Annotated in this window: 21 protein-coding genes; 9 read left to right on the top strand and 12 right to left on the bottom strand. The window is 73.4% G+C overall.

The window, feature by feature from the left end; genetic code table 11:
• Window positions 1-73: 73 nt before the first annotated feature.
• From JYK04_RS38755 to JYK04_RS38745, 3 genes are all read right to left on the bottom strand, one after another.
• Complete coding sequence (locus JYK04_RS38755; RefSeq protein WP_189744548.1) at window positions 74-583, bottom strand: protein-tyrosine phosphatase family protein; 510 nt, start codon at window positions 581-583, stop codon at window positions 74-76.
• 50 nt (window positions 584-633) lie between these two features.
• Entirely contained in the window at window positions 634-1,389 is a 756-nt protein-coding gene (locus JYK04_RS38750; protein WP_189744546.1) for a serine hydrolase domain-containing protein, read from the bottom strand.
• Between the two features lie 199 nt (window positions 1,390-1,588).
• Window positions 1,589-5,197 (bottom strand): S8 family serine peptidase, encoded by a 3,609-nt coding sequence (locus JYK04_RS38745; protein ID WP_229876646.1) that lies wholly within the window; start codon window positions 5,195-5,197, stop codon window positions 1,589-1,591.
• Window positions 5,198-5,361: 164 nt separating this feature from the next.
• Here JYK04_RS38745 and JYK04_RS38740 point away from each other — a divergent pair, with 164 nt between their 5' ends.
• The 3 genes from JYK04_RS38740 to JYK04_RS38730 all read left to right on the top strand — a co-directional run bounded on the left by JYK04_RS38740 (window position 5,362) and on the right by JYK04_RS38730 (window position 9,206).
• Complete coding sequence (locus JYK04_RS38740) at window positions 5,362-6,843, top strand: MFS transporter (protein ID WP_189744542.1); 1,482 nt, start codon at window positions 5,362-5,364, stop codon at window positions 6,841-6,843.
• A gap of 4 nt (window positions 6,844-6,847) precedes the next feature.
• Window positions 6,848-7,492 (top strand): DUF6629 family protein, encoded by a 645-nt coding sequence (locus JYK04_RS38735; protein WP_189744540.1) that lies wholly within the window; start codon window positions 6,848-6,850, stop codon window positions 7,490-7,492.
• Between the two features lie 73 nt (window positions 7,493-7,565).
• The gene (locus JYK04_RS38730) at window positions 7,566-9,206 is read left to right on the top strand and encodes a GMC oxidoreductase (RefSeq protein WP_189744538.1); all 1,641 of its coding nucleotides are present in this window, start codon (window positions 7,566-7,568) and stop codon (window positions 9,204-9,206) included.
• Between the two features lie 106 nt (window positions 9,207-9,312).
• Here the strand turns inward: JYK04_RS38730 and JYK04_RS38725 are convergent, their stop codons facing one another.
• The 4 genes from JYK04_RS38725 to JYK04_RS38710 all read right to left on the bottom strand — a co-directional run bounded on the left by JYK04_RS38725 (window position 9,313) and on the right by JYK04_RS38710 (window position 11,791).
• Entirely contained in the window at window positions 9,313-9,792 is a 480-nt protein-coding gene (locus JYK04_RS38725) for a carboxymuconolactone decarboxylase family protein (RefSeq protein ID WP_189744536.1), read from the bottom strand.
• Window positions 9,789-10,871, bottom strand: a complete 1,083-nt coding sequence (locus tag JYK04_RS38720) for an NAD(P)H-dependent amine dehydrogenase family protein (protein WP_189744534.1) — start codon at window positions 10,869-10,871, stop codon at window positions 9,789-9,791. The genes JYK04_RS38725 and JYK04_RS38720 overlap by 4 nt, the downstream gene beginning before the upstream one ends.
• A gap of 70 nt (window positions 10,872-10,941) precedes the next feature.
• Window positions 10,942-11,103, bottom strand: a complete 162-nt coding sequence (locus tag JYK04_RS38715) for a DUF6126 family protein (protein WP_189744532.1) — start codon at window positions 11,101-11,103, stop codon at window positions 10,942-10,944.
• A 16-nt stretch (window positions 11,104-11,119) separates the two neighbouring features.
• Window positions 11,120-11,791, bottom strand: a complete 672-nt coding sequence (locus JYK04_RS38710; protein WP_189744530.1) for a helix-turn-helix domain-containing protein — start codon at window positions 11,789-11,791, stop codon at window positions 11,120-11,122.
• 202 nt (window positions 11,792-11,993) lie between these two features.
• Between JYK04_RS38710 and JYK04_RS38705 the strand changes: the two genes are divergently transcribed.
• On the top strand, window positions 11,994-12,974 hold the full coding sequence (locus JYK04_RS38705; RefSeq protein ID WP_229876644.1) for a magnesium transporter CorA family protein: 981 nt from the start codon (window positions 11,994-11,996) through the stop codon (window positions 12,972-12,974).
• 15 nt (window positions 12,975-12,989) lie between these two features.
• Here the strand turns inward: JYK04_RS38705 and JYK04_RS38700 are convergent, their stop codons facing one another.
• On the bottom strand, window positions 12,990-14,522 hold the full coding sequence (locus JYK04_RS38700; protein ID WP_189744528.1) for an ATP-dependent DNA ligase: 1,533 nt from the start codon (window positions 14,520-14,522) through the stop codon (window positions 12,990-12,992).
• A gap of 150 nt (window positions 14,523-14,672) precedes the next feature.
• On the opposite strand from JYK04_RS38700, the gene JYK04_RS38695 reads away from it, so the two are divergent.
• Complete coding sequence (locus tag JYK04_RS38695; RefSeq protein WP_189744525.1) at window positions 14,673-17,378, top strand: alpha/beta fold hydrolase; 2,706 nt, start codon at window positions 14,673-14,675, stop codon at window positions 17,376-17,378.
• Window positions 17,375-18,247 (top strand): ABC transporter permease, encoded by an 873-nt coding sequence (locus JYK04_RS38690; RefSeq protein ID WP_189744523.1) that lies wholly within the window; start codon window positions 17,375-17,377, stop codon window positions 18,245-18,247. Before JYK04_RS38695 ends, JYK04_RS38690 begins: the two co-directional genes overlap by 4 nt.
• Window positions 18,248-18,490: 243 nt before the next feature.
• Here the strand turns inward: JYK04_RS38690 and JYK04_RS38685 are convergent, their stop codons facing one another.
• Window positions 18,491-19,444: an aldo/keto reductase gene (locus JYK04_RS38685; protein WP_189744521.1), complete on the bottom strand. Its 954-nt coding sequence runs from the start codon at window positions 19,442-19,444 to the stop codon at window positions 18,491-18,493.
• A 423-nt stretch (window positions 19,445-19,867) separates the two neighbouring features.
• Between JYK04_RS38685 and JYK04_RS38680 the strand changes: the two genes are divergently transcribed.
• Window positions 19,868-20,473 (top strand): hypothetical protein, encoded by a 606-nt coding sequence (locus JYK04_RS38680; protein ID WP_202185970.1) that lies wholly within the window; start codon window positions 19,868-19,870, stop codon window positions 20,471-20,473.
• 135 nt (window positions 20,474-20,608) lie between these two features.
• On the opposite strand, the gene JYK04_RS38675 is transcribed toward JYK04_RS38680, so the two are convergent.
• Window positions 20,609-21,337 (bottom strand): TetR/AcrR family transcriptional regulator, encoded by a 729-nt coding sequence (locus tag JYK04_RS38675; RefSeq protein ID WP_189744517.1) that lies wholly within the window; start codon window positions 21,335-21,337, stop codon window positions 20,609-20,611.
• 89 nt (window positions 21,338-21,426) lie between these two features.
• Between JYK04_RS38675 and JYK04_RS38670 the strand changes: the two genes are divergently transcribed.
• Complete coding sequence (locus tag JYK04_RS38670) at window positions 21,427-22,287, top strand: SDR family oxidoreductase (protein WP_189744515.1); 861 nt, start codon at window positions 21,427-21,429, stop codon at window positions 22,285-22,287.
• 167 nt (window positions 22,288-22,454) lie between these two features.
• Here the strand turns inward: JYK04_RS38670 and galK are convergent, their stop codons facing one another.
• Window positions 22,455-23,615 carry a galactokinase gene (gene galK, locus JYK04_RS38665; RefSeq protein WP_202185969.1) on the bottom strand — a complete coding sequence of 387 codons (1,161 nt, stop codon included), beginning with the start codon at window positions 23,613-23,615 and terminating at the stop codon, window positions 22,455-22,457.
• Window positions 23,612-24,655: a galactose-1-phosphate uridylyltransferase gene (gene galT / locus JYK04_RS38660; RefSeq protein WP_189744513.1), complete on the bottom strand. Its 1,044-nt coding sequence runs from the start codon at window positions 24,653-24,655 to the stop codon at window positions 23,612-23,614. The genes galK and galT overlap by 4 nt, the downstream gene beginning before the upstream one ends.
• Before the next feature lie 214 nt (window positions 24,656-24,869).
• Here galT and JYK04_RS38655 point away from each other — a divergent pair, with 214 nt between their 5' ends.
• Window positions 24,870-25,961 (top strand): substrate-binding domain-containing protein, encoded by a 1,092-nt coding sequence (locus tag JYK04_RS38655; RefSeq protein ID WP_189744512.1) that lies wholly within the window; start codon window positions 24,870-24,872, stop codon window positions 25,959-25,961.
• Window positions 25,962-26,069: the final 108 nt, after the last annotated feature.

The raw sequence follows: 26,069 nt of genomic DNA, 5'->3' as shown, positions 1-26,069 counted from the left end.
GGGTGCGACAACGCTCGGCGACAACGGCATCACCGTACGTCCCACCTGCGCACTCCGCGCCCCGAGGACCACGTCAGGGGTCGAGCCCGACCAGCAGCGCCGCGATGTCCAGCCCGGCGGTGAGGTAGGAGGTGAAGGCCTCGTTGTTCAGGGCCCACGGGGAGCGGCCGCGGCGCACCCGGGCGATGGCCTCGTCGGGTGTCAGTCCCCGGTCGACGAGGCACTGGGCGACGACGAGGCCGGATCTGTTGTAGCCCGAGTGGCAGCGGACCAGTGTGGTGAGGCCCGAGTCGAGGGCCAGTCCCGCGGTCCGGGCGAGACGCTGGACGGTGTGCAACTGGTCGGCGGTGAGCCCGTCGTCCGGGATCTCCGCCACGACGTGCTCGGCGCGTGGTCCCGGGCCGTGGCCGGTCCGGGTGAAGAGGCTGACTACGAGGTCGAACTCGTCCGCCACGACGACGGGCCACGGCTCACCGGCCGGATCGGTCCAGTAGTGGCCGCCCATCCACAGGCCCGGGGCGATCTCGTCCCACGGGGAGGACGGCCCGGGTACGTCCCGGTCGCGCCGTCGGGTCTTCTTCATACGGCCGCGACCTCCTGGGGACGGCCTTCAGGATCTCACACAACAGACCGTCATTCAGCGGTAGTTGGTGCGAAGGCCGCTTCGCGGAAGGCGGTGCGCGGCGCGCCTCGCCCGGCGGTCGGCAGCAGGACCGCCCAGCGGTGGTGGCGGGGGGAGACCCAGAGGGCCGCGCCGCCGTCCTGCGGGGCGTGGTGGGTCCAGACTCCGTGCGGTGCCGGGTCCCAGAGCAGGCCCCGGGCGGGGGTGAGTTCGCCGGTGCGGAGCCGGAGGGACTCGGTGGTCCAGGCCCGGCTGATGCCCCCCGGGTCCACCGGGTCCACCGGATCCAAGAGGTGGCGCAAGAAGCGGACGAGGTCGGCGAGGGGCGCGCGGAGGGTGCCGTCGGCGAAGCGGGTGCCGGTCATGCCCAGGGGGTGCCACACGCGGGTGGCCGCGAGGTCGGCGAGCGGGCTGCCGGACAACTGCTCGGCGAGGCGGGTGAGGTGGGTGAGGGCGGCGGTCCCGCCCGGATGCGTGAGGAGGTGGTGGGCGGTGGTCCCTACGGGGACGCCCTCGGCGGCCGCGTCCCCGTAGGCGGCGAGCGGGGTGTGCAGCCGCAGCGCGCCCTCCTCGACGAGGCTGCCGATGACCGGCCAGAGCGCGAGGACGCCGCTGAGGCCGTCCACGTCGAAGGCGGCGCCGGCGGGGTGCCCGCCGTCCGAACCCGCCTGGAGTCCCCCGGGTCCGCCGACGGCCCATACCGCCCCGGGGTCGGCGGACTCCACGAGGGCCCGGACGGCGGTGGCCTGGTCGCACAGGGAGGTCATGTTCGCCCACGTTAACGAGCCGGGCGGTGGCCTGGCGGCAGACCGCCGCGAAGTCCGCGCTCCCGCCACCCGAATGCCCCCGTGCGCCCGCGCCTCGCGCCCTCGCGCCCCCGTGCCCCGAGCCCCGAGCCCCGAGCCCCCGCAGCGGGAAGGGGCGGGGCGCCCGCAGGCACCCCGCCCCCGTGTCCTACCGGCCGGACTAGCCCTTGTCCGGGCGGTCGGTCACCCGCAGGGTGTTCAGCAGGGGCTTGCCGAATCCGCTGTGCGTGACGAAGCGGACGTTGAGGACCCCGTCCGTGACCGTGACCGTGTACGTACGGGTCAGGGCCTTGTAGGTGCCCGCCTCCAGGGAGATGTCGAGGGAGGGGAGGACCTGCGTGCCCTCGGCCAGGACGTCGAAGACGCGCTTGTTGGGCTTGGTGGAGGAGAGCTCCGCGAAGCCGAGCTCCACCGTGTAGGTACCGTTCGGCACGTTGTCGAAGCGGTACTCGTACATGCCCTCACGGGCGTTGCGGAACAGCCGCTGCTCGTCCGTGCCGGCGATGGTGCGGCCGGTGGCCTCCACGGTGCTGTTGCCCTGGTAGCCGTAGGAGCCGGGCGTGTACTTGCGGTCCGGGGACCAGGCGTCGCCCAGGCCGTCCGTGGTGGTGTAGCCGGATCCCGCGTCCAGGCCGACCTGGTAGCGCGGGACGACGACCTTGACCGGGACGGAGAGCACCGGGGTCCGGCCGCTCGCCGAGGTGATCTTCAGGTCGGCGGTGAGGACCGCGCCCGGGGTCAGTCCGGTGGTGTCCACCGAAAGGGTGAGCGGGACCTTCGCGCCGGTCGCGAGGGTGCCGGTCGCCGGTGTGGCGGTCAGCCAGCTCGCGTCCTCGGACACCGTGAACTCCGTGCCGAGGCCCGGGTTGGTCAGGTCCAGGGTCCGGGTCCGCTGCTGGTTCGCCGGGAGGACGACCTCCAGGGACGGCTTGGACGCCGTCACCTTTCCGGTGCGCAGGGACTGCGTCACCGCCGTGACGTCGGCGGCCTTGACGTCCACCGTCGCCGTGGCGGACTCGTACTGCGGGGCCGCCAGCGAGACGGTCCGCGCGCCCGACGGGCTCTGGACGACGTATCCGCCGTCCGCGGCCGTGGTCGCCGACACCGCCGTGTCACCCGTGCCGACGGTCACTGTGGCGCCCGCGACGCCGTTGCCGTCGTTGGCGTCGAGCACCCGGCCCGCCACCACGCCGCTCTTGGTTGTCCGGAAGGCGATGGAGAGGCCGTCCGTGATGACCGCGGTGTTGAAGGAGTACTTGAAGGCGTCGGTGCCGGCCGCGTTCTCCACGCCGATCGTGGCCGTGGAGCCGCCCTTGATGCCGGTGCCGCCGGTCCCCTTGTAGGAGTAGGAGACGGTGCCGTCCTCGCCGATCGCGGCCGAGAAGGAGAACTTGTCGGCCTGCGCCGACCAGTGGGACACCTGGCGCCACTCGATCACGTAGCTGCGGTGCGGGGCGGTGCCGGTGACTCCGGTGAAGACGCCGGAGCCGCTGCCCGGGGCGCCGACGACGAGGTCGTCCCAGAACGGGTACAGGGCCGCGTTGGGCGTGGCCGTGCTCGGGATGTCCCCGTTGATGTCACCGGTGTTGTTGCCGCCGAAGCTGACGGTGCCGTTGGTGCCGATCCAGGCCTGGCCGTACGTCTTTCCGTACAGGGGCAGCGGGAAGGGCAGGTCGACGCGCTCGGTGGTGTTGTCTCCGGTGAGCGCGAGCTGGCGGGTGCCCTCGGCGTACGGGCGGTCGCCGGCGGCGGCGCAGGCGTAGCCGTAGCCGTCGGTGCGTTCGGGCAGGTTCACGGCGACGGTGGCGTCGCCGGCGACGGTGACCTTCGCCGTGCCGCCGGTGACGCAGCGGGAGGCGTGGGTGGCGTTCACGTCGTACGTGCCGTGCGGCAGGGTGACCTCGAAGCGGCCCTGGGCGTCGGCGGTCGCGGTCACCGGGGTGTCCGCGATGGTGACGGAGGCGCCGGCGGCGGGGCCGGCGGCCGAGGAGACGGTGCCGGTGAGCTTGCCGGAGGCCGCCTGGGTGAGGGTGAAGTCGCCGGTGGCGGTGGCGTTCTCGGTGACCGTGGCCGTCCCGGTCTGCTGCCCGTAGCCGAACTTGGCGGCGGTCAGGGCGTAGTCGCCGACGGAGAGGGAGGTGAAGCGGTAGGTGCCGTCGGCCGCGGTGGTGGTCGTACGGTCGATCGGGCCGTCGGCGGTGATCTTCACGCCCGCGACGGGCTGGCCGCCGGAGCGTACGGTGCCGCCGAGCGAGCCGATGGCGCCGCGCGGGGCGGCGGTCACGGCGGCGAGGACGTCGAGGCGGCCCTCGCCGAAGACGTTGTTGTCGGCGGCGCTGCCGCCGCACTGGCTGCTGTCGGTGTCCAGGGCGGTGCCGTCCAGGAGCGACTCGGTCTGCGCGATGTCGCCCTCCAGGGCGGGCGCGGCGGACCAGAGCAGGGCGACGGCGGCAGCGGTGTGCGGTGAGGCCATCGAAGTGCCGGAGAAGGCCTCGTACCCGCCGCCGGGGACGGAGGAGCGGACGTTCACGCCGGGGGCGGCGATGTTCGGCTTGACGATGCCGCCGGGGCCCGCGCCGCGCGAGGAGAAGGACGCGATCGCGTTGTTGATGTCGAAGGCGCCGGAGCTGTAGGAGCTGGCGTAGTCGCCGGGCGAGCCGGCGGTGTTGCAGCCCGGGCCGGCGTTCCCGTTGGAGAAGGCCGGGAAGATGCCGGCGGCCCGCCAGGTGTCGACGATCTGCTGGTACCAGGTGTCGCCGCCGCCCCCGCCCCAGGAGTTGTTGACGATGTGCGGGGCGAGGTCGGGGCGCGGGTTCTGGCCGCTCAGGTCGGTCGGGGCGACGATCCACTGGCCCGAGGCGAGGAGGGAGGCCTCGGAGCAGGAGTTCGACTCGCAGCCCTTGGCCGCGATCCACTTGGCGCCGGGGGCCACGCCGATCTTGTTGGCGCCGCCGTCGTCGCCGACCATCGTGCCCATGGTGTGGGTGCCGTGGTCGTTGTTGTCGCAGGGGGCCGCGGTGGTGCACACGCCCGCCGGGTCGAACCAGTTGTAGGCGTGGTCGTACGTGCCGTCCGCCTTCTTGCCGCGGTACTGGTTGTTCACGGCCGGGTGGGTGTAGTCCACGCCGCTGTCGATGTTGGCGACGACGATGCCCTCGCCGCGCACCCCGGCCTGGTCCCAGACCTGCGGGGCCTTGATCCGGTCGATGTTCCACTCGATGGCGTCGGCGACGGCCTTCTCCCGCTTGCCCTCGGTGGGCTTGGGGAGGTCGACCTTGTCGTCGGCGTCGATCCGGGCGACCTCGGGGCGCTGGGCGAGGGTCCCGGCGAGCTTCTGGCTGCCGACGACGCGCACGGCGTTCACGATCCAGTACGAGGTGTACTCGGCGCCGGCGCCCTGCAGGGCCTTGACGACCTCGGCCTGGCTGCGCGCGGCGTGGTCCTTCTTGATCCGAAGAACCGTTTCGGCTTTGGCGGCGCGGGTCTGCTGCTTCCCCGCGGCGGTGAGGTCGGCGGCGCTGTCGAGGTAGACCCAGAAGGCGGCCTTGGCGGAGTCGTCGAGCTGGGCGCGGAGCGCCGGTTCGATCTTGCGCTCGGCCGCGGTCGGGGCGGCGGGTCCGGGGTCCGGCGCGGCCGCGGCGGCGCCCGCGCCGATCGGCAGGAGCAGGACCGAGGTGAGGGCGGCGAGCGCCGTGCGTAAGGACCGTGCGGGCCTGGCCGGCTTCGTGGGCCGTAGGGCTCGTGGGGACCGGTTGTCGCGTTGGGCCACGTGTTGTCTCCTCGTACGCCGTGTGCGGGTTGTGCGGGAAGGGTGCGCGTGACGTGCGCGGGTCATGGTGAAGGAGACGTCATGTTCATTACAAGGGTGACTTTTCGGCCGTCCCGCGGTGCGCCCCGGTGGCCCGCACCGGCCGCGCGCGCCAGCCTGAAGACATGACTGCGCCTGCCGAGCCGTCCGGAGCCGGAGTCCCGATCGCGTCCGCACGCGGCCGGTGGATCCTGCTGACCACCGTGCTCGGGTCGACCATGGCCATGCTGGACGGGACCGTCGTGAACGTGGCACTGCCGCGCATCGGGGAGGACCTCGACGCCGATCTGGCGGTGCTCCAGTGGACGGTGAACGCCTATCTGCTGACCCTGGCCGGGCTGATCCTGGTCGGCGGGTCGCTGAGCGACCGCTTCGGGCGGCGCCGGATCTTCGTACTGGGCGTGGTGTGGTTCGCGGTCGGCTCGCTGCTGTGCGGCATCGCTCCGAACGCCGGGGTGCTGATCGCCGCCCGCGCCCTGCAGGGCATCGGCGGGGCACTGCTGGCGCCCGGCTCCCTGGCCCTGATCCAGGCGTCGATCCGCGCCGAGGACCGGGGGCGGGCGATCGGCCTGTGGTCGGGGCTCGGCGGGGTGGGCGCGGCCGTGGGACCGTTCCTCGGCGGCTGGCTGGTGGACGGGCCGGGCTGGCGGTGGGTGTTCCTGCTGAACGTGCCGCTGGCCGCGGTCTGCGTGCCGGTCGCCCTGCGGCACGTACCGGAATCGCGGGACCCGCAGGCGCACGGACGGTTCGACGTGGCCGGGGCGGCACTCGGTGCGAGCTCCCTCGGGCTGGTCACCTACGCGCTGATCGAGGCCCGGTCGGGCGCACCGGCGGTGATCGTCGCAGCGGTGCTCGGGGTCCTGCTGGGCATCGCCTTCGTCTACGTGGAGCGGCGGCGGCCCGATCCGATGGTGCCTCCGGACATCTTCGCGTCCCGGCTGTTCACCGCGGTCAACCTCGTCACCCTGTGCGTGTACGGGGCCATCGGCGGGTTCTTCTTCCTCACGGTGCTCCAGCTCCAGGTGGTGTCCGGCTACTCGGCGCTGGCGGCCGGGGCCGCGATGCTGCCGACGACCCTCCTCATGCTCCTGCTGTCGGCGCGCTCGGGTGAGCTCGGGGAGCGGATCGGGCCGCGCATCCCCCTCACGGTGGGGCCGCTGCTGTGCGCGGCCGGGACGCTGCTGATGCTGCGGGTGGGGCCCGCGGCCTCGTACGTCTCGGACGTGCTGCCCGCGATGGTCGTCATGGGCATGGGCCTCGTGGCCCTGGTGGCTCCGCTGACCTCGACCGTGCTCGCCTCGGTGGACCCCGGGCGGGCGGGCCTGGCCAGCGGCATCAACAACGCGGCGGCGCGCGTCGCCGGGCTGCTCGCGGTGGCGGCGCTGCCGCTGCTGTCCGGGATGGGGCCGGAGTCGTACCGCTCGGCGACCCAGTTCGACGCCGCTTTCGGGCGGGCCATGCTCTGGTGCACCGGGGCGTTCGTGGCCGGCGCCGCCCTGGCCTGGGCGACCGTACGCTCCCCCGCGCCCGAGGCGTGCCACCCCCAGTGTCATACGTACTGCGCGGTGTCGGCCCCGCCGCTCGAACCCCGTGAGGAGTCCGGCTGATCCCGTGTGCTGGAGCGCGACGGCCGATCTGGTGGCGGGCACGGCGGTCTCCGCCGCCGGGATCGTGTGCCTGGCGGGGGTGCGGCGGGCCCGCGACCTGCCCGTCGCCGCGCTGCCGCTGCTGCTGGGCGCGCACCAGTTGGTGGAGGCCGCGGTGTGGGGCACGGGCGGCGGCTGCTCCCCGGCCGCCACTGCCTGGGCGGTGATCGCGATGCCGCTGCTGGTGCTCTGGGTGCCGGCCGGGGTCCTGCCGGCGGCCGCGCCCGGCGTCCGGCGCCGGCTGTGGGCCCCCCTGGCCGCGGGTCCGGCCACCGCCGCGGTGCTCTCGTACTGCCTCGCGACGCGGCCGGTGACCGCCGAGATCAGGGGCCGCACCATCGGCTACGGCGTGAATGTTCCGTGGATGCCGCTGGTGCTGGCGGGCTACCTGTTCGCCACGCTGGGCGCGCTGCTGCTCGGGGGCGACCGGCGGCTCGGGACCCTCGGCATGGTGCCGGCGGCGGGGGCACTGGCCTGCTCAGCGTTGTGGCGGCTGGAATTCGCCTCCACCTGGTGCGCCTTCGCGGCGGTCGCGTCACTGCTGGTCTGGGGCTGGGTCCGGCGGCCGCACGCCGCTCCCCTGTCACGCGATCGACCGAAAGTTACCTAGACGTATGTAGTGACTTCACACGCGGGCAGCAGTAGAACTCGTTCCCATTCTGTCATCGAGTGAGGAACGTCACATGAAGGATAAACCTCTGCCCAGAAGGAGTTCCAACGGGATTTCCCGTCGCGGATTTCTCGGTAGAACAGGTTCCATCATCGGGGCCGTGGCCCTGGCGGGCCGCGTCACCCCGGCGCAGGCGGCCGCCCCGCCCGGCCCGATCTCCGACGGCGCCCGCGTACCGGTCCTGGTCATCGGCACGGGCTACGGCGGATCGGTGGCGGCCCTGCGGCTGGCGCAGGCCGGCGTGGACGTGCAGATGATCGAGATGGGCATGTCCTGGGACACGCCGGGCTCGGACGGCAAGATCTTCCCCAAGGTGACCAGCCCGGACTACCGGTCCTTCTGGCTGCGCACCCGGACCAAGGCGCCGCTCAGCAACTTCCTCGGCTTCCCGATCGACAAGGACGTCCCCAAGTACACGGGCATCCTGGACGCCGAGGACTTCGCCGGCATCACGGTCTACCAGGGCCGCGGGGTCGGCGGCGGTTCGCTGGTCAACGGCGGCATGGCGGTCACGCCCAAGCGTGCAAACTTCGCCGCCGTCCTCCCCTCGGTGGACGCCGACGAGATGTACGCCACCTACTACCCGAGGGCCAATGCCGGACTCGGGGTCGGCATGATCGACCCGGCCTGGTTCGACACCGCCGACTGCTACCAGTTCTCCCGCGTCGGCCGCAAGCACGCCCAGCGCTCCGGCTTCGCCTGGACCTTCGTGCCCGACGTGTACGACTGGGACTACATGAAGGCGGAGGCCGCCGGCACCGTCACCAAGTCCGCCCTGGCCGGCGAGATCCTCTACGGCAACAACGCCGGCAAGAAGTCGCTCGTCCAGACCTACCTCGCGCAGGCGAAGGCGACCGGCCGGGTCGCCATCTCCGCTCTGCACAAGGTCACCTCGGTCTCACCGGCCGCGGGCGGCGGCTACACGGTCGCCATCGACCAGATCAACACCACCGGTGACACCGTGGCCACCAAGACGGTGACCGCGGACCGGGTCTTCTTCGCGGCCGGCAGCGTCGGCACCAGCAAGCTCCTGGTCAAACTGAAGGCCACGGGAGCACTGCCGAACCTCAACGGCGAGGTGGGCAAGGGCTGGGGCGAGAACGGCAACGTCATGTGCGGCCGCGCCAACCACCTGTGGGACCCGACCGGCAAGCTCCAGTCGACCATCCCCTGTTCCGGCATCGACAACTGGGACGCGGGCGGCGCGTTCGCCGAGGTCGCACCGCTCCCCACCGGGATCGAGACGTACGCCTCGTTCTACCTGTCGATCACCAAGAACCCGAACCGCGCCGAGTTCACCTGGAACGCGGCGACCGGAGCGGCCGAGCTGAGCTGGCAGACCGCCTGGAAGCAGCCGTCCATCTCCATGGCCAAGACGATCTTCGACAAGATCAACTCGAAGGAGGGCACGATCTACCGGACCGACCTGTTCGGTGCCAACAAGATCTGGAACGACACCCTCACCTACCACCCGCTCGGCGGTGCGGTCCTGAACAAGGCCACCGACAACTACGGGCGCCTGCACGGCTACACCGGCCTGTACGTGATCGACGGCGCGCTCATCCCCGGCAACACGAGCGTGAATCCCTTCGTCACCATCACGGCGCTCGCCGAACGCAACATAGAGAAGATCATCGCCACCGACCTTCCGTAGCGCCGCGACCTCCCCCCAGCGGCCGGGGCCGTTCGGATCTCCCGAACGGCCCCTTTTGCCTGAGTGCCGCGCGTACCACCGCACGCACCGCCGCATGCACCGCCGCTCAGTGCCCGGGCAGCACGCAGACGCTGTCCAGGCCCAGCACGTGGTTGAGCCGGCCGAAGGCCAGCCAGGACCCGATGCTCATCGTCAGCTCCACGATCTCCAGCTGGCTGTAGTGCGCGGTCATCCGGTCCCAGAACTCCTCGTCGAGCCCGTGGTGGTCGAGGGTGTACCGCTCGGCGTACTCCGCCGCCAGCCGCGTGCGCTCGTCGAACGCGTCGGTCGTGCGCCACTCGGTGACCGCCTCGGAGAACTCCTCCTCGACCTTCTCCCCGTCCCGCTCGGTGCGCCAGTCCAGGCAGAAGACGCACCCGTTGATCTGCGCGACGCGCAGCCGGGCCGCCTCGAACTCGCGCAGGCCCAGGGTGGTGTGGGCGTACACCGACAGGGAGAAGTTCGCCGCGGCCATGCCGATGCCGGGGACCATGTCGCCCCACACGTACTCGATCGGGTGCTGGCCTTCAGGGATGTCGATCCTCATGACTGTTTCCTTCCGAGTCTGCCGACGGCGGGGCGCAGCGGGATGTCGAGGGCGTCGTAGAGTCCGGGTTCCGCCCCGGTGAGCCAGTCGATGGCGCCGACGAGGCGGCCGACGGCGGTGGCGTTGCCGCCCGCCGAGCGGTTCTCGCCCTCGTCCGTGGCCTCGATGGTGACCTCGATGCGCGGGTGGCCCTCGATGACGACCCGGTGGGCGCCGTCGCCGCCGTCGGGCGGCATGGGCCAGTCCGGTGCGCACGAGGCGTGGATGCGGGTGACGTGCTCGATGACGATGCGGGGCTCGCCTTCGACGATGCCCTGTACCTCGAACCGGATCGCGCCCTGGGTGCCGGCCTCGAACTCGCCCATGGTCCGGGTGGTCACCGTGGTGTCGAGCGCGCGGCGCTCCGAGGTCTCGCGGATCTCGTCGAGTTCGACCCCGAGCGCCCGGGCCATCATCCGTATCTGCCCGCCCCACACCATGGTGGGGACGGAGGGCATGAGCATCATCGGCTCCTGGTCCATCGGCTGCCCCATGCCCACGAGGTGACGGACGGAGTCCGGCTGGTCGTAGGTGGAGTAGTCGAAGATCTCCTGGCAGCGGATGGCGTCGACGGTGGTGCCGAGTCCGCTGAGCAGGAGCGGGAGGACGTCGTTGCCCCACCCGGGGTCGACCCCGGAGGCGAAGAGCGAGCCGCCGCCCTCCGCGACGGCGGCGAGCACCGGGTCGCGGAACCCGGGCGGGGCGCTCAGGTGGTCGTAGAGCGGGTACAGGGCCGGGCTGACGACGACCGCGCCCGAGCGGACGGCGCGGGTGATGTCGGCGAGTGCCTCGTCGGGCCGGATGTCCCCGGACGCGGCGTACACCACGGCCCGGGGGCGGGCGGCGAGGACGGCTTCGACGTCGTCGGTGGCCTCGACCCCCAACAGGCGGTCGAGGCCGCCGAGTTCTCCCGCGTCGCGGCCGACCTTGGCTGGATTGTGGACGATGACTGCGCAGAGTTGGAGCGCGGGATGGGCCTCGACGGCACGGATCGCCAGTCGGCCCACGTTGCCGGTACCCCAGACAACCGTGGAAATCATGCGCGGAGGGTAGCCACAGGTCCTTTACGTTGCCAGAGTCGCGCGGCCTGAACTCGTCCGCCTCCCGCGGCTACTGGTTCTGGCCGCCCAGGACGAAGAGGAGGTAGACGAAGAAGGCGAAGAGGTGGCCGACGAACAGGTAGGCGATCAGCCGGATGATCAGGCCGCGCGGGAACTTGGACTCGAAGCGGGCCCGTATGGACGCGGGCGCGGGCTTCTCGGCTCGGGACATGGGTAAGGCTCCTCCGCTATCGGTGGTGCGTGGTCGTGGGCGTGCCGGGCGTGGTCGTGGTGGCGCCGCCGAGGCAGAGCCCGGCCAGGCTGCTCTGCAGCAGCGTGTGGACGAAGAGCAGGTCGGCCCCGCCCGCGGAGGCCGCGCCGATCCGGTGCGGGGTGAGCGAGTCGAAGTGCGCGCTGTCCCCCGGCTCCAGCAGGTGCTCGGCCTCGCCCAGGTGCAGCCGCAGCCGCCCTTCCAGGACGTACAGCCACTCCTCGCCGGGATGTACGCGGACCAGCTCGCCCTGGCTGCGGCCGTGCGGCACGTGCACGCGCAGCGCCTGCATCCCCCGCCCGGAGCCGCCGGCCTGCCAGTACGTCCAGCCGTCGGCCTCGCGGGCGCCCGGACCGCCGGCCCGTACGATGGGATCGGCCACGGCGGGCATCTCGCCGAGCAGCTCGGAGACGGTCGTGCCGTAGGTGCGGGCGAGTCCGAGCAGGAGCGGCAGCGAGGGCTGGCGCCGGCCGGTCTCCAGGCGGGACAGGTGGGCGGGCGAGAGCCGGGCCCGTGCGGCGGCGGCCTCCAGGGTGAGTCCGGCGCGGCGGCGCAGGTCGCGTAGCTGGGGGGCCACGGCGGGCAGTTCGTCCGCCGGTTCGTCGGGGCCGGCCGCGCCTTCGGGGCCGGTGTCGGATCCGGGTGTCATACCCCGATTGAGCCAGACTCTTGCCTGCCTGGCAAACCGCATTGCCTCTGAGGCAAATCATCTTCGGCGGGCGCCCCGGCCTCACCTGTTCGAGGGCCCGTCGCCGGGCGAATGCGTCACCGCGGTTGCGCGGGACCCCCCTCCGTACAGGCTGGGAGCCACGGCACCGGATGACCTACGGCGAGGGACGATGATCGTATCGATGCTGTCCATGCCGGAGGGCACCCTGACCCGGGGCTCTGTGTCGGAGGCACGCGAGCGTCTCGCCACGTCTCCCTTCCTGTTCGTGGACGTGGAACTGCCCGAGGACGGCGCATCCGACGGACCACCGCTCGCCCATCTGCTCGGCCTGGAGGCCGAGCAGATGGGGTGGCTCGGGCGGAAGGGGGAATCCGCCCGGGTGGAGATCTTCGGGGAGATCGGCGCGTTCGTCGTGCCCGCGGTCGACGCGGACCGCGTCATCCATGTCCACGCCGTGGTGACCGAGCGGTACCTCGTCACCGTGCACCGGGGATCGGCCCCCCTGATCGGGAACGTCACCGCCCGGTTCCCGCTCGAGAGCCCGCCGGACGCCGTCGCCATGCTGTTCCTGCTGCTGGACGAGGCCATGGAGACCTATCGCCGGGCCGCCGTCCGGGCCCTGCTGGAGGTGGAGGACCTGGAGGACGCCATGTTCCGCCGGCGCGAGCCCGAGCAGCTCTACCGCCTGTCGCGGCTGCGGCGCACGGCGGCCCTGCTGCACCACACCCTCCTGCCCTACCACCGGGTGGCGGAGGAGAGCGTCACGCGCAGGGTGATGAACCGCGGCTTCCACGGGGACCGCCAGCAGCTCGTCCGCGAGTACCGGCGCACCTCGAACCTGGTGCTCACCGACATCGAGTCCCTCCAGGAGACCTCCCGGCGGGCCTTCGGCAGCTACTCCTCCCTGGTGTCCGGCGACCAGAACGGCGTGATCAACCGCCTGGCGGTGGTGTCGACGATCTTCCTGCCGCTGACCTTCCTGACGGGGTTCTTCGGCATGAACTTCGCCTACCTGACGGACGAGCTGGAGAGCCGGGCCGTCTTCTGGCTGCTCGCCGTGGGCCTGCAGGTGGTCTTCCTGCTCGTGGCCCTCTACGTCCTCCACCGCACCCGCCTGTGGCGCATGCTGCGCGAGGACGACAGCGACCCCGACGACGCGTAGGGCGGCCGATCCTGCCTAGGCCGTGTGCGCGGCCAGGACCGTGGCCACCGTGTCCGCCTCGGCCGCCGGCTTGTCCGGGCGGTGGCGCAGGACGCGGGCGAAGCGCAGGGCCACCCCGGCCGGGTAGCGGGAGGAGCGCTGCAGGCCGTCGTAGGCGATCTCGACGACCAGTTCCGGGCGGACCCGGACGGTGAAGCCGTCGTCCTCGACCGCCAGCTCGCGCAGCCGCTGCGTCTGCCAGCGCAGCATCTCGTCGGTGAGCCCCTTGAAGGTCTTGCCTAGCATGGCGTACGTCCCGTCGCCGGTGCCCGCCCCCAGGTGCAGGTTCGACAGCAGGCCGGTGCGCCGCCCGTGGCCCCATTCCGCGGCGAGGACCACCAGGTCGAGGGTGTGCACCGGTTTCACCTTGAGCCAGTGCCTGCCGCGCCGGCCGGCCGCGTAGGACGAGTCGAGCGCCTTGACGACGACCCCCTCGTGGCCGCGGCGCAACGTCTCGGCCCAGAACTCCTCGGCCTCGGCGCCCTGCTCCGCCGGGTCCTCGACGGCGAGGCGGCGGACCCGGGCGCCCTCCGGAACGAGCGCGGTGAGGGCCGCGTACCGCTCGCGCACCGGCAGGTCGAGGAGGACGTCCTCGCCCACGGCCAGGACGTCGAAGAAGTAGGGGGCGACCGGGAGGGTGCGCCGGGCGGCGTCGACGTCGACCCGGGAGCGGACCCGGCTCGCGATCTCCTGGAAGGGGACGGGGCGGCCGTCCGCCGCCCGTCCGATGACCTCCCCGTCGAGGATGAACCGCTCCCCCGGCAGCGACCGGGCCAGCTCCGCCACCTCCGGCAGCCGCCCCGTGATCTCGTCCAGGGAGCGCGTGTACACCCGTACGCCGCTCCCCTCGCGGTGGACCTGGACCCGGATCCCGTCCAGCTTCTCCTCCACCGCGCACGGCCCGAGCACCGCCAGTGCCTCGGCGACCGACTTCGCCGTGCCCGCCAGCATCGGCTGTACGGGCTGCCCCACGCGCAGCGTGACCGTGCCCAGCGCCTGCGCGCCGTCGGCCAGTACGGCCGCCGCCACCCGGGGCAGCGAGCCGTCCAGCATCACGGCCCGGCGCAGTGCGGCGGCCGGTACCCGGGCGGCCTCGGCCACGCCCTCCAGGGCCACCGCGTCGAGCGCGCCCTGGCGCACCTCGCCGGACAGCAGGGCGCGCAGGAACACCTGCTCGGCCGCGGTGGCCCGGCCCAGCAGCTCGGCGAGGATCCGGCCGCGCCGCTCCACGGACCCGTGGCCCGCCACCGCGGCCAGTTCGCCGACCGCGGTGTCGACGTCGCGGACGGTCAGGACGGGCTGCGCCGCCGGTTCGATCTCCTGGCCGAGCGTGCGCCAGCCGATGCCGGGGCGGCCCTGCGGCAGGCGCCCGGAGAGGTAGGAGATGACCAGGCCGGCCTCCTCGGGGGGCGCGGCGGCGAAGAGCTCGGCGAGCAGGGCGCTCTTGCGGGACCGGGCGGAGGTGTCGGCGACCTCCCGGGACACGCGCGCGACCTCGGCCAGCAGCATGCGGCCATCCTCCCGCCCGCGGACGCACCGCGCAGGTCGGGCGTGTACCGCAGGCGCGGTACACACGGGGCCCGGCCTACTCCTCGAGAAGGTGGACGGTTCCGCCTGTGGGTGCTCGGAGCCCGGGGAACGGGCCCTTAGGGTGCCCGTATGAAGCTCCGAATGCCCCGGCGCCGCCGAGACCGTCTGCTCGCGGGCGCCGCCGCGCTCGCGGTCGTGGCGGGGGCCGGTACGTGGACGGCCGCGTCCGCGACCGGTGACGAACCCGCCGTGCACCGCCAGGACCAGGTCGTGAACATGCCCGGCGCCGGGATCGACACCTCCTATTTCACGGCGGGCGGCGGAGCGGAAAGACGTCCCGCCGTCCTCCTCGGGCACGGCTTCGGCGGCAGCAAGGACGACGTCCGCGCGCAGGCCGAGCGCCTGGCCCGGGACGGGTACGCCGTCCTGACCTGGTCGGCGCGCGGCTTCGGCCGCTCCGAGGGCCGGATCGGCCTGAACGACCCCGCGTACGAGGTCAAGGACGTCTCCCGGCTCGTGGACTGGCTCGCGGCCCGGCCCGAGGTGCAGCTCGACGCGGCCGGCGATCCGCGCGTCGGCGTCTCCGGGGCCTCCTACGGCGGCGCGATCTCGCTGCTCGCGGCCGGTCACGACCCGCGGGTCGACGCGATCGCTCCCGTGATCACCTACTGGAACCTCGCGGACTCCCTCTTCCCCAACGGCGTCTTCAAAAAGCTCTGGTCCGGCATCTTCTTCACCAGCGGCTCGACCGACGGGATGCAGCGTGCTCTGCCCGGACAGCGGCCGGACTCCCCGTCCGCACCCGGCTGCGGACGGTTCCAGCCCGAGCTCTGCGCGATGTACGAACGTGTCGCGGTGGCGGGCAGGCCCGATCCCGAGGCCCGCGCCCTCCTGGAGCAGCGCAGCCCGTCGGCCGTCGGCGACCGGATCAAGGTGCCGACCCTGATCGTGCAGGGCCAGGACGACTCCCTCTTCCCGCTGGACCAGGCCGATGCCATGGCCAAGGCCATCGCGGCGAACGGCGCGCCCGTCTCCGTGGACTGGGCGGCCGGCGGGCACGACGGCGGGATGCGCGAGGCCGACCGGGTCGAGGCCCGGGTGGCTTCCTGGTTCGACCGCCACCTCAAGGGGGACGAGGGCGCCGACACCGGTCCGGCGTTCCGGGTCACGCGCTCCGGGGGCATCGACTCCACCGACGGCGAGGTCACGCTGCGCGGCGCGACCGGCGACCGGTACCCGGGGCTGGAATCCGGGCCCCGGGAGTTCGCCCTGACGGGGCCGGAGCAGACCTTCGCCAATCCCGCGGGCGGCGCGCCTCCCGCCCTGTCCGCGCTCCCGGGCATCGGCGGGCAGCTCGCCGCCTTCGGGGCCGGGCTCTCGCTGGACTTCCCCGGGCAGAACGCCCGGTTCGAGTCGGCGCCGCTGACCGAGGACGTGACGGTCACCGGCACCCCGACCCTCACCCTGAAGGTGAGGTCGACAGCCGAGGACGGCTCGGCCGTCCTGTTCGGCAAGGTGTACGACGTGGGGCCCGACGGCCGTCAGCAGGTGCTGCCGAGCCAGCTGGTCGCCCCGGTGCGGGTCGAGAACGCCCAGCAGGGTGCGACCGTGCGGCTGCGGCTCCCCGCGATCGACCACTCCGTGCCGGCCGGGCACCGGCTCCGGCTGGTGATCGCCGCCACCGACCTCGGCTACGCGACCCCGGCGGCGCCGGCCACCTACACCGTCGCCGTGGAGGGGCCGCTGGCCGTGCCCGTCGCCGCGGAGGTACGGACCGCCTCGGCCGGGCTGCCCGCCTGGACCTGGTGGCTGCCGCTGGGCGCGGTGGCCCTGGCCGCGGCGCTGCTCGGGATCCGGCGGACCGGCCGGGGCGCCGGCGGGTCGGGGCCGGGCGCCTCGCAGCCGGACCCCGCACTGGCCGACGTACCCCTGGAGATCACCGGCCTGACGAAGCGCTACGCGAAGGCGCAGGACCGGTACGCGGTGCGGGACCTGTCCTTCCGCGTCGAGAAGGGGCAGGTACTGGGACTGCTCGGGCCCAACGGCGCCGGGAAGACCACCACCCTGCGGATGCTGATGGGGCTGATCTCGCCGGACGCCGGGGAGATCCGGGTGTTCGGGCACGCGGTACGGGCCGGGGCGCCGGTGCTGTCCCGGGTCGGGGCCTTCGTGGAGGGCGCCGGATTCCTTCCGCACCTGACGGGCCGCGCCAATCTGGAGCTGTACTGGCAGGCCACCGGCCGCCCGGCCGAGGACTCGCACATGGCGGAGGCCCTGGAGATCGCCGGGCTCGGCGACGCGCTGGAGCGCGCGGTGCGCACGTACTCGCAGGGCATGCGCCAGCGCCTGGCGATCGCGCAGGCCATGCTCGGCATGCCGGACCTGCTGATCCTCGACGAGCCGACGAACGGTCTGGACCCGCCGCAGATCCGGGAGATGCGGGACGTGATGATCCGCTACGCCGCGGGCGGCCGGACGGTCATCGTCTCCAGCCACCTGCTGTCGGAGGTGGAGCAGTCCTGTACGCACCTGGTGGTCATGGACCGCGGGCAGCGGGTCGCCGCCGGCGAGGTCTCCGAGATCACCGGCGGCGGGGACACGCTGCTGGTGACGCTGGCGGAGCCGGTGGACGAGGTGAGCGTCGAGAAGGTGGCGGCGCTGGAGGGAGTGGGTTCCGTGGTGGCCGCCGATGACGGGCTGCTCGTACGGCTCGAAGGCGCGACGGCCGCGGGGCTGATCGCCGAACTCGTACGGCTGGAGGTGCCGGTGAGCGGAGTGGGACCGCACCGGCGACTGGAGGACGCGTTCCTCACCCTGATCGGAGGTGCGGCGTGAGTACGGCGACGACGGTGCGGGAGGTGGCTCCGGGCTACCGGGCGAGCCGTACGCTGCCGCTGCGCGTGGAGGCGCTGCGGCAGTGGCGCCGGCGGCGGACGCTGGTGATGGGCGGGGTGCTGGCCGCACTGCCCTTCATCCTGATGATCGCGTTCGCGGTGGGCGGCGGGCCGGGCAGCCGGGGCGGCGGGAACGGCCGCATCACCCTGATCGACACGGCCACGGCCTCGGGTGCGAACTTCGCCGCGACCTGTCTGTTCGTCTCCGCCGGCTTCCTGCTGGTGGTGCCGGTGGCGCTGTTCTGCGGGGACACCGTGGCCTCGGAGGCGAGCTGGTCCTCGCTGCGCTATCTGCTGGCCTCGCCGGTGCCCCGGGCGCGGCTGCTGTGGAGCAAGCTGGTGGTGGCGCTGGGCTTCAGTCTGGCGGCGATGGTGCTGCTGCCGGCGGTGGCGCTGGCGGCGGGCACGGCCGCGTACGGGTGGGGGTCGCTGAAGCTCCCGGCGGGCGGGGCGCTGGCGGTCGGGGACACCGTGCCGCGGCTCGCGCTGGCGGTGGCCTTCGTGTTCGTGTCGCAGCTGGTGACGGCGGGTCTGGCGTTCTGGTTGTCGACGCGGACGGACGCGCCGCTGGGCGCGGTGGGCGGGGCGGTCGGGCTGACGATCGTCGGCAACGTGCTGGACGCGGTGACGGCGCTCGGGTCGTGGCGGGAGTTCCTGCCGGCGCACTGGCAGTTCGCGTGGGCGGACGCCCTGCAGCCGCAGCTGGAGTGGGGCGGGATGGTCAAGGGGGCGGTGGTGTCGGTGTCGTACGCGCTGGTGCTGTTCGCGCTCGCCTTCCGCGGGTTCTCCCGCAAGGACATCGTGTCCTGACCGGGCGCGGACGGACGGCCCACGCCCGGGGACATCGGGGCGTGGGCCGTCCGTGGCAACGCTGCCCTGCCCGTGTGGCTGCGGTCCGATCACCCCCGGCACAACGCCCGCCGGGTGAGCGCGGACCCCGATCACCCCGACCGGGATCCCGGGTGGCAAGGGCGCCCTGGCCGTCGTGGGGCGCCTGCTACGCGTTGGACACCGGCAAGGCGGACGTCCTGACGGGGGCACCCGGCTGAGCGGTCACTCGGGCTTGCCCGCCCCGGGGATCGCGTCGATCGCGGCGAGCAGCTCGGCGTCCAGCGGACGGTCGGCGACGGCCGCGTTGGCGCGTACCTGCTCGGCGGAGGTGGCTCCCGCGATGACGGAGGCGCAGCCGGGCTGGGCGGAGAGCCAGCCGATGGCGAGTTCGAGGACGGTCCGGTCGTGCTTCTCGGCGAGCGCGGCCAGCGCTTCGACGACGTCGAGGCGCTCCTCGGTGAGGTACGAATCGCGGCCTTCGAGGCGGGAGCCGGCCGGTACGGGCGTACCCCGTCGGATCTTGCCGGTCAGCAGGCCGTTGGCGAGCGGGAAGTACGGGAGCACGCCGACGCCGTAGTGGAGGGCGGCCGGGACCAGCTCGCGCTCGGCCGACCGCTCCAGCAGCGACCACTCGTTCTGCGCCGACACGAAGGGGACCGAGCCGGTCTCGCGGGCGACGTGGGCGGCTTCGGCGAGCTGCCAGCCGGAGAGGTTGGAGTGGCCGATGTAACGGACCTTGCCCTCGGCCACGAGCTCGGTGAGCGCGGCCAGGGTCTCGGCGATCGGGGTGGCCGGGTCGGGGCTGTGCAGCTGGAAGAGGTCGATGTGGTCGGTGTCGAGGCGGCGCAGGGACTCCTCGACGGCCCGCCGGATGTAGGCGCGGCCACCGCGGGAGCCGGCGGCGGGCCCGTACTTCATGTCCACGCCGTCGTAACCGAACTTGGTGGCGAGGACGACCTGGTCGCGACGGCCCTTGAGGGCCTGCCCGAGGTGTATCTCGGAGCCGCCCGCGCCGCCGTAGATGTCGGCGGTGTCCAGGAGGGTGATGCCCGCGTCCAGGGCGGCGTCGACGACGGCACGGGTGGCCTGCGCGTCCAGGCGGCCGCCGAAGTTGTTGCAGCCGAGGCCGACGGCGGAGACCTGGAGTCCGGAACTGCCCAGGGGGAGATAGCGCATGCGGTTCTTTCCTCCGACTCGACGATTACATGATCAACTGAATTTCAGTCTAGGCGGGTGACCCGGGCGGCGGACCGGATTCCGCGCAGTGGGCTGTGAACGCCGTGTGACACGCGCGGGCCCCGACCCCACCGGCCGCCGCGACCGCTCCGGGTAATTTGGCCTTGTGGATCATGACGTCGCCCCGCCGGCCGCGGCCGCGTTCTGACCTGAGTTCCCCCGCCCCGCCCGGGGCGGGGTCGGCCCGACCCGAAGGAACCCGTGAACCGCAAGCTGATACCGGCCGCCGCCGTCGCCACCTGCGCGGCCGCCGTCCTCGCCTTATTCGCCGGACCCGTCAACGCCGACGAGACCCCCGGCCCCGTCCCCAGCACCTCGCCCACCAGGGGGCCGTCCGCCCCGCCGACCACCGGCCCCACGCCCGTGCCGTCGCGCACTCCCCTCCCCGGCACCCCCGTTCCGGACGCCACGCCCACCCTGGCCCCCACCGTCACCCCGAACCCGACCGTGACCCCGCGACCCGGCACGCCCACCGGCCGTCCCGGGGGCGGAGGCACGGGCGGAGGCGGCGGGACCCCCACTCCCGCGCCCGGCTGCGCGCGCACCGTGCCCCAGCTCCCCACCCCCGAGAGCGTCCCCGCGTACGGCACCGTCACGGTCGACATGTGTGCCACCGACCACCGCACCGGCCGCGGCAAGCTGGTCTTCACCGCCGGGTACGGGGACGACCCCGTCACCTACCGCGTCACCCTGCGGTGGACGTTCGAGGGCAAGCCCGAAGCGGGATGCGAAGGGTGCTGGTCCTCGGCCCGCTACGACTACACCGAGGACGTCTACGTCAACGACGCCGTCCACGGCGTACCGCTCGCCGTGGGCTTCGTCATGCGGCACCGCGGCGAACTGATCGGCGAGCAGCGGCCCGGTACCGGCGTGACCGTGGTCGACGTCCAGCCCGTGGAACCCTCCCGGCAGGACAACCCGAAGCTCGTCGGCCCGGTGCCCGGCGCCACGCCGCCCCCGTCCGCCTGACCCTCCCCGCGCCCCACGGCCCGTCCCGGAACCCCGGGGGCGGGCCGTACGCACGAAACAGTGGGCGGCGAGGCCGCTTCATCGCACGATCTCTCCTTGCGAGGTTCAACCTGCACGAGGGCGCTTGACGCGCGATCAGGCACCCGGAGCGCCACCGTCCGCCGCCAGGCGCGTGAGCCACTCACGCAGGAGGCGCTGCTCGGCGTCGCTCAGGACATCGGCGTCGTCGGGAAGGGCGGCGCGCAGCGCGCGGGCCGCCGCGGCGGGACCGGACTCCGCGGCGGGAATCGCCGGCTCGGCGCGGGTGACGGCCGCGACCATGGACTCGCGCAGAACGGTCAACAGCGCCGGATTGCGGCGGTCCGCGGGCGTGGAGTGCCAGGTGGTGACTGCGCCCTGGCCGGTTGCCCGGATGATCTGGGCGGCCAGCTCCTCGTCGACCCGCAGCCATCCCCCGGCCGCCAGCCGGCGCACCCGCCCATGGAGGATCTCCAAGCCCGCGCGGTGTGCTGCGTCCGATCCCCGGCCGGTGGCCCGGTTCATCACCGCGAACAACTCGGGGCGGGAGACCCCGAACTCGACCACCACGTCCCAGCCGTGACGCAGCTCCTCCACCGGGGCCTGCGGGGCGGGGTCGAGCTGCGCGCGCTTTCTCTCCAGGAACTGCGCGTAGCCGTGCTCGGCGACGGCCTCGAGGAGCCCCTCCTTGTCTCCGAAGAGGCGGTAGATCGCCGGCGGCTGCATTCCGGCCGCGGCGGCGACCGCGCGGGTGCTCACCGCGTCGGGTCCGCCGTTCTCCAGCAGCTCGACGGCTGCCTCGACGATGCGGCGCCGAGGGTTGTCGGTTGAGTCACGTGTAGCCATGAACCGATGATACCGGGGATCTGTTTCCATTGGAAATTCCAGTGTTACCGTTGCAGCGATTCCATCGGAAACATCGTCGGGAGAACCCAATGATCATCGTGACCGGAGCCACCGGAAAGCTCGGCCGCCGTACTGTCGAGCGCCTCCTGGAGCGCGTCCCCGCCGACCGCGTCGGCGTCAGCGTCCGCGACCCCGGCAAGGCCCAGGACCTCGCCGACCGCGGCGTCCGCGTCCGGCAGGGCAGTTTCGACGACCCCGACTCGCTCATGCACGCCTTCGAAGGGGCCGAACAGCTGCTCCTCGTCTCCCTCGACCGCACGGGCGAGGAGTGCGTCAGCGGCCACCGTGCCGCCGTCGACGCCGCCGTGAAGGCCGAGGTCGGCCGCATCCTCTACACCAGCCAGATGGGCGCCGCCCACGACTCCCGCTTCCAGGCCTGCCGCGACCACGCCCGGACCGAGGACCTGCTGCGCGCCACCGGCCTGCCCTGGACCGCGCTGCGCAACGGCTTCTACGCCTCCAGCGCCCTGCAGTTCCTGGAGTCCGCCCGCCACACCGGCGACATCGCCCTCCCCGCCGACGGCCCCGTCGCCTGGACCGGCCACGACGACCTTGCCGAGGCCACCGCGGTGATCCTCGCCGGGGAGGCCCGCTTCGAGGGGCCCACCCCGCCGCTCACCGGCCCGGCGGCGCTCGACTTCGACACCGTCGCCGAGATCGCGTCTCAGACCACCGGACGACCCTTCACCCGCACCGTCGTCCCCGACGACGCCTTCCGCGAGCAGTTCCTGGCGCACGGCGCCCCGGCCGCGATCGCCGACCTGGTATCGAGCATCTTCGCCGCGGCGCGGAACGGGGAGTTCGCCTCTGTCGACTCGACCCTGGCCGAGCTGATCGGGCGAGAGCCCGCCACCTTCCGCACCCAGCTGGAGCGTGCCTGGGCCGAATAGGTCCAGCGGGGCGCGCAGACGGCCCCGGCCCGGCTCGCCGCCCACACGGCTCGTCCTCTGTTGCCCGAGGACGTCGATCGCCAGATCGGCGGCCTCGGGCACAAACCGAGGGCACTCGACGGCCGGACACCCATCAGCCGTGTCGACAACCCTGCGGGTCGCTACAACTAGACGAGGCGGGTGGCGCCGGGGGACGGGGAGGCCGTCGTGATGCGGGGCGGGGTGAGGCCCGCGCTGCGGAAGGCCTCCGTCACCGCCCGGGTCACCGACCGCTCGGCGTCCGCGTCGATCAGGGACAGTGCCGAGCCGCCGAAGCCGCCGCCCGTCATGCGGGAGCCGTACGCGCCCGCCGCGTTCGCCGTGGAAACCGCCAGGTCCAGCTCCGGACAGGACACCTCGTAGTCGTCGCGCAGCGAGAGGTGGCCTTCCGTCAGCAGCGGGCCCGTCTCGCGCAGTCGGCCCGCGCGCAGCAGTTCCTCGATGCGCAGGACCCGTCGGTTCTCGGTGACGACGTGCCGGACGCGGCTGCGCCCGACCGGGTCCTCCAGGCGGGCCAGGGCCTGCTCCAGTTCCTCGTACGGGAGGTCGCGCAGGGCGGGCAGGCCCAGGGCCTCGGCCGCGCGGTGGCAAGAGGCCCGGCGCCGGCCGTAGGCGCCGTCGGCGAGCGCGTGCTTGACCCGGGTGTCGATGACGAGGAGGCGCAGGCCGGCCGCCGCGCAGTCGAAGGGGATGTGGTGCTGTTCGAGGCTGCGGGTGTCCAGGTGGAGGGCGTGTCCCTCGGTCGCGCAGGCCGAAGCCGTCTGGTCCATGATCCCGCAGGGGACGCCGACGTACGCGTTCTCGGCGCGCCGGGCGAGTACGGCCAGTTCGGGGCGGGTGAGCGGGATCCCGTACAGGTCGGTGAGGGCCAGCGCGGTGGCCACCTCCAGGGCAGCAGAGGAGGACAGGCCGGCGCCGGCCGGTACGTCGGACCGTACGTGCAGATCGGCGCCGCCGACCGGAAGCCCGGCGTCCAGCAGGGCCCAGGCGACTCCGGCGGGGTAGGCGGCCCAGCTCGCGGCGCCCTGCGGAGGGCGCGCCGGATCGAGACCGGCGAGGTCGAGGGTGACCGCGCCGGAGGGGGCGTCGGCGGAGTGGACCCGCAGGATCCGGTCGGTGCGCCGGGCCACGGCCACCTCGGTGCGCTGCGGGAGGGCGAAGGGCAGGACGAAGCCGTCGTTGTAGTCGGTGTGTTCGCCGATCAGGTTGACCCGGCCGGGGGCCGCCCAGACCCCCTCGGGCGGGTACCCGTACAGCTGCCGGAAATCGTCCTGTGCCGACCCGCTCACGCGCTCGCCACCTCCCGCAGCCGCGCGGCCGCGGCCTCGGGCCGGACGTCGTTCATGTAGGCCTCCATGCCGGACTCGGTCCCGGCCAGGTACTTCAGCTTGTCCGCCGTCCGGCGGATCGTGAAGAGCTCCAGGTGGAGCGCGAAGTCGGCCCGGCCCTCGCCCGCCGGGGCCTGGTGCCAGGCGGAGATGTACGGGGTCGGTTCGGGCCGGTCGAAGAGCCGGTCGAAGCGGCGCAGCAGCTCCAGGTAGACGCGGGGGAACTCGGCGCGGGCGCCGTCGCCGAGGGCGGGCAGGTCGGGGACCCGGTGGCGCGGGTAGAGGTGGACCTCGTACGGCCAGCGCGCCGCGTAGGGCACGAAGGCGGTCCAGTGCTCCGTTTCGAGGACGACGCGGGTGCCTTCGGCGCGCTCGGCGGCCAGGACCTCCTCGAAGAGGTTGCCGCCGGTGCGCTCGCGGTGGGCGGCGACGGTGGCGAGCATCCGGGTGGTGCGCGGGGTGACGAAGGGGAAGGCGTAGATCTGGCCGTGCGGGTGCGCGAGGGTGACGCCGATCTCGGTGCCGCGGTTCTCGAAGCAGTAGACCTGCTGGACGCCCTCGCGGGCGGAGAGTTCGGCGGTGCGGTCGCTCCAGGCGGCGAGGACGAGCGCGGCGCGCTCGTCGTCGAGTTCGGCGAAGGAGGTCAGGTGGTCGGGGGTGAAGCAGATGACCTCGCAGCGGCCGGTGTCGCCGGCGAGGGAGGGGAAGCGGTTCTCGAAGACGGCCACCTCGTAGTCGGGGGCCGGGATCTCGCTCGCGCGTCCCGCGGTGGAGGGGCACAGCGGGCAGGCGTCGGCGGGCGGGTGGTAGGTGCGGCCCTGCCGGTGGGAGGCGATGACGACCCGGTCGCCGAGCAGCGGGTCGCGCCGTACCTCGGAGCTGCTCGCGGTGGCGGACGCGTCGAGCGGACGCGTGTCGGGGAAGGCGCGGGCGGCGCCGTCGCCGGTGTCGTAGTAGAAGATCTCGCGGCCGTCGGCGAGGCGGGTGCTCGTGCGCTTCACGGAAGGAACTCTCTCACTCCGGGGTGACGACCGTGGTACGGCCTGGGTCGATCAGGTCGGGCCGGCCGATCCGGTCGATCCGGTCGATCCGGTCGGGCAACGGCAGTTCGGGGACCACCAGGTCGAACCAGCCGTCCGCAAAAGGTCGGTCGATCGGGCCGGTTCCTTATGATGCCGCTGCCGGGAGGGACCGCGCAGACCGCAGGGGGACATTTTGAGACCGCACGTGAACCAGCGTCGGACCCGCGTACTCGAACTCGTGCGGGCCCGGGGCACCGTGCGGGTGACGGACCTGGCCCGGGAACTCGGCGTCTCGCCGGTCACCCTGCGGCGGGACGTCGAGGCGCTGGCGGCGCTGGGTGAGATCCGGCGGATGCACGGGGGGATCGGCCGGGTCGAGCCGGGGCGCCCGGCCGCCGCGGTGGCGGGGGCGGTGTCAGCCGCGGGGTCGGCCGTCGGCCTGGCGGTCGGGATGGTGGTGCCGACGGCCGACCACTACTACGCCGATGTGGTGCGCGGGGCCCGCGAGGCGGTCGAGGCGCGGGGCGCCCGGCTGACCGTGGGTCTGACGCGGTACCTGACCGGCGAGGACCGGACCCAGGCGGACCGGCTGCTGTCCACGGGGGTGCACGGGCTGCTGCTGACCCCGAACTGGGAGACCGGATCGCCCGGGCCCGGCGAGGGCGCCTGGACCGCGGAACTCCCCGTTCCCGCCGTACTGGTGGAGCGCTGGGCCCCGCCGGGGCATCCGGCGGCCGCCCTGGACCGGGTGGCGTCCGACCACGCGCACGGCGCGGCCGGGGCGGTCCGGCACCTGGCCGGGCTGGGGCACCGGCGGATCGCGCTCGCCGGCCGGGACACCCCGGCGACGGCACGGCTGCGCGCCGGGTACGAGGCCGCCGTGGCCGCCCTCGGTCTGGAACCGGCGCCGCCGTGGCCGCCGGCCGGACCGGGCGGCCCGCTCTCGGAGGCCGGCCTGTTCGCCAGGACCCTGGACTACCTGTGCGGGGCGGTGACGACGGGCGGGGTGACCGCGGCGCTGGTCCACAGCGACACCGACGCGATCATGCTGCTCCCGAGGCTCCAGGCCCGTGGTGTGCGGGTGCCCGAGGACCTGACGGTGTTCGCGTACGACGACGAGGTGGCCGGGCTGGCCGGTGTACCGCTGTCGGCGGTGGCACCGCCCAAGCGCGAGGTGGGCAGGCGGGCGGCGGACCTGCTGCTGGACCGGCTGACCGCCGCCGGCCCGGAGTCCGGCCCCCGGCAGCATGTGGGGCTGCTCCCACGCCTGACGATCCGCTCCTAGGTCGTCTCTTTCGGATCTTGTCGGCCGAGCCCGCGGCGTCCGGTGCCGTACATGGCAAGGCGGAGGAGCGCACCGTGTACTGGACGTACTCGGGCGCCCCGACAACGC

The sequence above is a fragment of the Streptomyces nojiriensis genome (assembly GCF_017639205.1).
In the GTDB taxonomy this organism is placed as follows: domain Bacteria; phylum Actinomycetota; class Actinomycetes; order Streptomycetales; family Streptomycetaceae; genus Streptomyces; species Streptomyces nojiriensis.
This window is presented reverse-complemented; position numbering and strand designations above follow the sequence as displayed.

What these genes read in the sequence shown, in the direction of transcription:
- JYK04_RS38730 (WP_189744538.1), top strand. Translation starts at nt 7,566, where the DNA reads ATGAAGGATAAACCTCTGCCCAGAAGGAGTTCCAACGGGATTTCCCGT.
- JYK04_RS38720 (WP_189744534.1), bottom strand. Translation starts at nt 10,871, where the DNA reads ATGATTTCCACGGTTGTCTGGGGTACCGGCAACGTGGGCCGACTGGCG.
- JYK04_RS38740 (WP_189744542.1), top strand. Translation starts at nt 5,362, where the DNA reads ATGACTGCGCCTGCCGAGCCGTCCGGAGCCGGAGTCCCGATCGCGTCC.
- JYK04_RS38750 (WP_189744546.1), bottom strand. Translation starts at nt 1,389, where the DNA reads ATGACCTCCCTGTGCGACCAGGCCACCGCCGTCCGGGCCCTCGTGGAG.
- JYK04_RS38710 (WP_189744530.1), bottom strand. Translation starts at nt 11,791, where the DNA reads ATGACACCCGGATCCGACACCGGCCCCGAAGGCGCGGCCGGCCCCGAC.
- JYK04_RS38725 (WP_189744536.1), bottom strand. Translation starts at nt 9,792, where the DNA reads ATGAGGATCGACATCCCTGAAGGCCAGCACCCGATCGAGTACGTGTGG.
- JYK04_RS38705 (WP_229876644.1), top strand. Translation starts at nt 11,994, where the DNA reads ATGCTGTCCATGCCGGAGGGCACCCTGACCCGGGGCTCTGTGTCGGAG.
- JYK04_RS38695 (WP_189744525.1), top strand. Translation starts at nt 14,673, where the DNA reads ATGAAGCTCCGAATGCCCCGGCGCCGCCGAGACCGTCTGCTCGCGGGC.
- JYK04_RS38670 (WP_189744515.1), top strand. Translation starts at nt 21,427, where the DNA reads ATGATCATCGTGACCGGAGCCACCGGAAAGCTCGGCCGCCGTACTGTC.
- JYK04_RS38755 (WP_189744548.1), bottom strand. Translation starts at nt 583, where the DNA reads ATGAAGAAGACCCGACGGCGCGACCGGGACGTACCCGGGCCGTCCTCC.
- JYK04_RS38685 (WP_189744521.1), bottom strand. Translation starts at nt 19,444, where the DNA reads ATGCGCTATCTCCCCCTGGGCAGTTCCGGACTCCAGGTCTCCGCCGTC.
- JYK04_RS38715 (WP_189744532.1), bottom strand. Translation starts at nt 11,103, where the DNA reads ATGTCCCGAGCCGAGAAGCCCGCGCCCGCGTCCATACGGGCCCGCTTC.
- JYK04_RS38700 (WP_189744528.1), bottom strand. Translation starts at nt 14,522, where the DNA reads ATGCTGCTGGCCGAGGTCGCGCGCGTGTCCCGGGAGGTCGCCGACACC.
- JYK04_RS38675 (WP_189744517.1), bottom strand. Translation starts at nt 21,337, where the DNA reads ATGGCTACACGTGACTCAACCGACAACCCTCGGCGCCGCATCGTCGAG.